The 4653-nt window shown below is 65.8% G+C and carries 3 protein-coding genes; all 3 read right to left on the reverse strand.

All coding sequences use genetic code 11. The features are described 5' to 3' along the window. Positions 1–9: 9 nt before the first annotated feature. Positions 10–2343: a 5-methyltetrahydropteroyltriglutamate--homocysteine S-methyltransferase gene (metE, locus tag P2Q66_RS02550; protein ID WP_275725327.1), complete on the reverse strand. Its 2334-nt coding sequence runs from the start codon at positions 2341–2343 to the stop codon at positions 10–12. Positions 2344–2407: 64 nt separating this feature from the next. Beyond that, the gene (locus P2Q66_RS02555; RefSeq protein ID WP_079596307.1) at positions 2408–3373 is read right to left on the reverse strand and encodes a methylenetetrahydrofolate reductase; all 966 of its coding nucleotides are present in this window, start codon (positions 3371–3373) and stop codon (positions 2408–2410) included. Positions 3374–3758: 385 nt separating this feature from the next. Then, on the reverse strand, positions 3759–4653 hold an 895-nt coding region (locus P2Q66_RS02560), incomplete at its 5' end, for an HNH endonuclease signature motif containing protein (protein WP_275725330.1).

The raw sequence follows: 4653 nt of genomic DNA on the forward strand, positions 1-4653 counted from the left end.
ACTGTTGTCTTACTGCGCTGCTGCTTCCAGCAGCTCCGCGCGGACCGCCTGGGTTGCCTTGACCAGGTTGCGCAGGGACTCTTCGGTCTCGACGTAGCCGCGGGTCTTCAGGCCACAGTCCGGGTTGACCCAGAGCTGGCGGGACGGGACGTGCTTGACGGCGGTGGCCAGGAGTTCAGTGACCTCGGCTTCGCCGGGAACACGCGGCGAGTGGATGTCGTAAACACCGGGACCAACACCGCGGCCGAAGCCGTGGGACTCGAGGTCGTGGACAACCTCCATGCGCGAGCGTGCAGCTTCGATGGAGGTCACGTCGGCGTCCAGGCCGTCGATCGCGTCGATGATCACGCCGAACTCGGAGTAGCAGAGGTGGGTGTGGATCTGGGTGGCGTCGGCGGCACCGGCGGTTGCCAGGCGGAAGGAGTCCACGGACCACTTCAGGTAGTCCGCGTGGTCTGCCTTGCGCAGCGGGAGGAGTTCGCGCAGGGCGGGCTCGTCCACCTGGATGACCTTGATGCCGGCGGCCTCGAGGTCGGCAATCTCGTCGCGCAGCGCAAGGCCAACCTGGTTGGCGGTCTCGCCCAGCGGCTGGTCGTCGCGGACAAAGGACCAGGCCAGGATGGTGACCGGACCGGTGAGCATGCCCTTCATCGGCTTGCTGGTCAGCGACTGTGCGTATTCTGCCCAGGCAACAGTGATGGGGGCGCTGCGGGTGACGTCGCCCCACAGGATGGAGGGGCGGGTGCAGCGGGAGCCGTAGGACTGGACCCAGCCGTGGACCGTGACGTCGAAGCCTTCCAGGTTCTCGGCGAAGTACTGGACCATGTCGTTGCGCTCGGGCTCGCCGTGGACCAGGACGTCGTAGCCGAGCTCCTCCTGCAGGTCGACGACGCGCTTGATCTCGTCCTTCATGAGCTTTTCGTACTGCTCGTCGGTCAGGTCACCCTTGTTGTTGCGGGCACGGGCCGAGCGGATTTCGGAGGTCTGCGGGAAGGAGCCGATGGTGGTTGTGGGCAGCGGCGGCAGGTGCAGCGCTTCTTCCTGGGCGGCTTCACGGACCGAGTACTCAGAGCGGCTGAAGTCGGCGGCGGTGAGGGCTTCGGTGCGGGCGCGGACGTCCTCGCGGCGGACGCCGTCGGCGGTGGCGCGGGATGCGATCACAGCGGAGGCTTCGTCGATGGCTGCCTTGGCGGATGCCGGGTCAGCCAGGTAGGACGCGAGGGTCTTGACCTCGACGGCCTTCTGATCCGAGAAGGCCAGCCAGCTGCGGAGCTGCTCTGAGAGCTGGGTTTCCTCGGCAACATCGTGCGGGACGTGCTGGGTGGAGGTGGAGGTGCTGACGGTAAGCTTCCCCGCGGCGGCCTTCAGGGCGTCCAGCTTCGCAGCTGATACGGCGAGGTCGTTGCGCCAGATGTTGTGGCCGTCAACCACACCGGCAACCAGGGTCTTGTTGCCCAGGCCAGCAAGGGCGGCCGCGGACGGAACCGCGCCCTTGAAGACATCGATGTGCAGGGCGTCGATGTTGGTGGCGGCGAGGGTGCCGAGCTGGCCGTCGAGGGCGCCGTACGGGGTGGAGACGAGGATCTGCGGGCGGTTGGCAGCGGCGGTGAGGACCTCGTAGGCACGGGCGACGGCTGCTTCGATTTCGGCGGCGGGGGCGTCCTGGTCCACCACGAGGGCGGGCTCGTCGAGCTGGACCCAGCTGGCACCGGCAGCGGCCAGCTTTTCGAGCAGCTGGACGTAGACGGGCAGGATGTCCTCGAGGCGGGACAGCGGAGCGAAACCGGCCGGGGCGTCGTCGGAGGCCTTGGAGAGCAGCAGGTAGGTGACCGGGCCCACGATGTACGGGCGGGTTTCGATGCCGTTGGCCAGGGCGAAGGCGAACTCGTCAACCTTGGCAGTGGAGGCGAGGGTGAAGCTGGTTTCCGGGCCGATCTCGGGCACCAGGTAGTGGTAGTTGGTGTCAAACCACTTGGTCATCTCCAGCGGCTGCTGTTCCTTGTTGCCGCGGGCCAGGTTGAAGTAGCCGTCGATGTCCAGCTGTCCCTCTTCATTGAGGAGCTTGCCGAAGCGGGCCGGCACGGCGCCGAGGTGGGCGGTAGTGTCCAGAACCTGGTCATAGTAGGAGAAGGTGCCCGGGACGGCTGCGGCTTCGGTCAGGCCGAGTTCCTGCAGGCGCTTGGCGATGGTCAGCTGGATGTCCTTCGCGGCTGCATCCAGTGCGGCGGCGTCGATCTTGCCGGCCCAGTAGGCCTCGACGGCCTTCTTGAGTTCGCGGCGGCGGCCGATCCGGGGGTAGCCCAGGAGTGAGGCGGAGGGGAAGGGAGTGTTCTGTGAAGTCATGGCAGATTCCTAAAGGTGGGAGCTGTGATGTCTGAAGGCTGTGCTGTGCTGTGCTGAGGGATAATCAGCTGGCGAGCTGCGGGCGCGCCGCAACGCTGTGGCGGCTGGCTGCCCGCTGGTGCCGCGGAAGGGCTAGCTTGTCCAGCACCTCGAGCGCGCTCTGGTGCTCATTGAAGGTGTAGAGGTGGATGCCGGGGGCTCCCGCATCCAGTGCCGCATTAGCAAGGTCGACAGTGGCGCGGACGCCGATCCGGAGGCGTTCGATGTCGTTATCGGCAGCAGCAAGCCGCTCCAGCAGATCCGGAGACGGCTCCACGCCCGCCAGTTCGCCCAGCCGGGTGACCCGGCGGAGGCTGGTCAACGGCATAACGCCCGGGATGATGGGGATGGTGACCCCGGCCCGGCGGGCCCGGGTCAGAAGGCTTACGTACTGCTCAGCGTCGAAGAAGACCTGGGTGATGGCGAAGTCAGCACCGGAACGCTGCTTGGCAAGCAGCACTTCGATGTCGTGTTCCTCGCTCGGCGACTCCGGGTGCCGTGAGGGGTAGGCTGCTACGCCCACGGCGATTTTTCCGGCGCACAGCAGGGCCGACCTCCGCTGTTCAACCCGGCGAATAAGCTCGATCAGGTCCTGGGCGTAACGGAGTGACCCTTCTGCCGGCTGGCCGCCGTCCTTGGGCTGGTCACCGCGAAGGGCAAGGATGCCGCGCGCACCGATGTCCAGCAGTTCGCCGATAATCCCCGCCAGTTCCTGCGGCGTGTTGCCCACGCAGGTCAGGTGGGCGATCGGGCGGAGGGTTGTTTCCAGCAGGAGCCGGTGGATCAGTTCCACGGCGGTGTCCCGATTGGAGCCGCTGGCCCCGTACGTGACGGAGACGTAGTCCGGTGCGGTGGTCTCCAGTTCCCGGATAGTGGTCCAGAGCGTTTCAGCGGCAGCCGCTGAACGCGGCGGGAACAGCTCGTAGGAAAGCGCCACGGGAGCGGCGTCGGTAAGATTCGGGTGTGCGTCAATAAGGCTTGGTGGTGACATTTGCGTCCTTGGCTTTGGGCCATTGAGGGCCAGCTGTCAGCAGATGTGACGGCGGGTCGGCAATGAATTGAGTTTGGGGAACACGAAAAAACTCCACAGGAACGCAGCCGCGACTGTTACGCCTGTAATGGAGTTATCCGTGAGCAAATGTCAGGCCCACATGGGGGCACCCACACCCTCCATAAGGAGGATCGCTGACACGTTACCGCGGTAACTTGTATACGACTCTAGGAGCGGCCGGGAGAGCATTCAAGTCGGCCTTCGAATTAAGACGCAGCTTTACGCCTTATTTCGCAACGGGACAGAATTATCTTCGCCGGCTCAACCTCTTTCCACCTGCCCTGCGCCGGCGCGAAGTCCAGCAGGCGCGCTGATGCCGAGACCATTAGCCGGCAGGCCCCGCCCGACCCAGTATCTGGACGGCGGGCTTCAACGCTTCCTGGCGCCGAACCGGCTCCCGGGGTGGTGCGTGGCCGGTACGACGGCGGATGGCGGGCTCAGTTCCAACTCTCGCCTGCGTGCCAGGCAGTGGCGGCGCGGTGGAGTGGTACGTGTGGCCTGTTGGTGTCCGCGTTTCGACGGTGTGGCGGGTTCCGGGGATGGGTTTGGCGGTCCAGCCGGGGTTTTCCTTGGTGTGGTTGCAGGCTTCGCAGAGCCCCTGGCCGTTGGTGCTGCTGGTTGGTCCGTCGTTGTGCCAGGGGATGACGTGGTCGTCATGCCGGATGGGCGCGTCGCAGTACGGGGTCCGGCAGGTGTCGTCGCGGACCTGGAGGAACCGGCGGAGCCCGGGTGGGAAGAACCTGGCTTTTGAGTCCATCGCGACCAGCTCACCGGTGCCGGGGGCTGTGTAGAGCCTGCGGAGCCAGACCGACAGTTCATGCTGGTCGGGAGAACTCGAACCAGAACCAACAACAGCCTCAGCACCAACAGCAGTGTCAGCGCCAGAGTCCCCGCCGGCGACAGAACCAGCAACGGCATCGGAGCCAGAAGCAAGGCCAGCAACGGCACCAGCATAAAAGCCGGGGCTGGTTGTCCTGTTCAGGATGGTTTCGCGTGCCCATTGTGCGGGGACGGTGCCGTAGCCGGTGAGTCGGGCGGGTTCACTGTCGCCCTGCAAGAGGGTGCGGTCGGTCATGACGAGCTGGATGTCGATCCCGGCGATCCCGCCCGGGGTCCCGGTGACGCGTTCGACCAAAGAATCGGCCATGATCTGGCCGCGGGAGCGTTCATCCCCTGCGGACCGCAAAGAATCGGCGTGCCTGGTGAGGGATGCGTACGCG

It is taken from the genome of Arthrobacter sp. Cr_A7, assembly GCF_029222765.1.
In the GTDB taxonomy this organism is placed as follows: domain Bacteria; phylum Actinomycetota; class Actinomycetes; order Actinomycetales; family Micrococcaceae; genus Arthrobacter.

Coding starts and splice junctions, on each gene's coding strand:
- metE (WP_275725327.1), bottom strand. CDS start 2,343: ATGACTTCACAGAACACTCCCTTCCCCTCCGCCTCACTCCTGGGCTAC.
- P2Q66_RS02555 (WP_079596307.1), bottom strand. CDS start 3,373: ATGTCACCACCAAGCCTTATTGACGCACACCCGAATCTTACCGACGCC.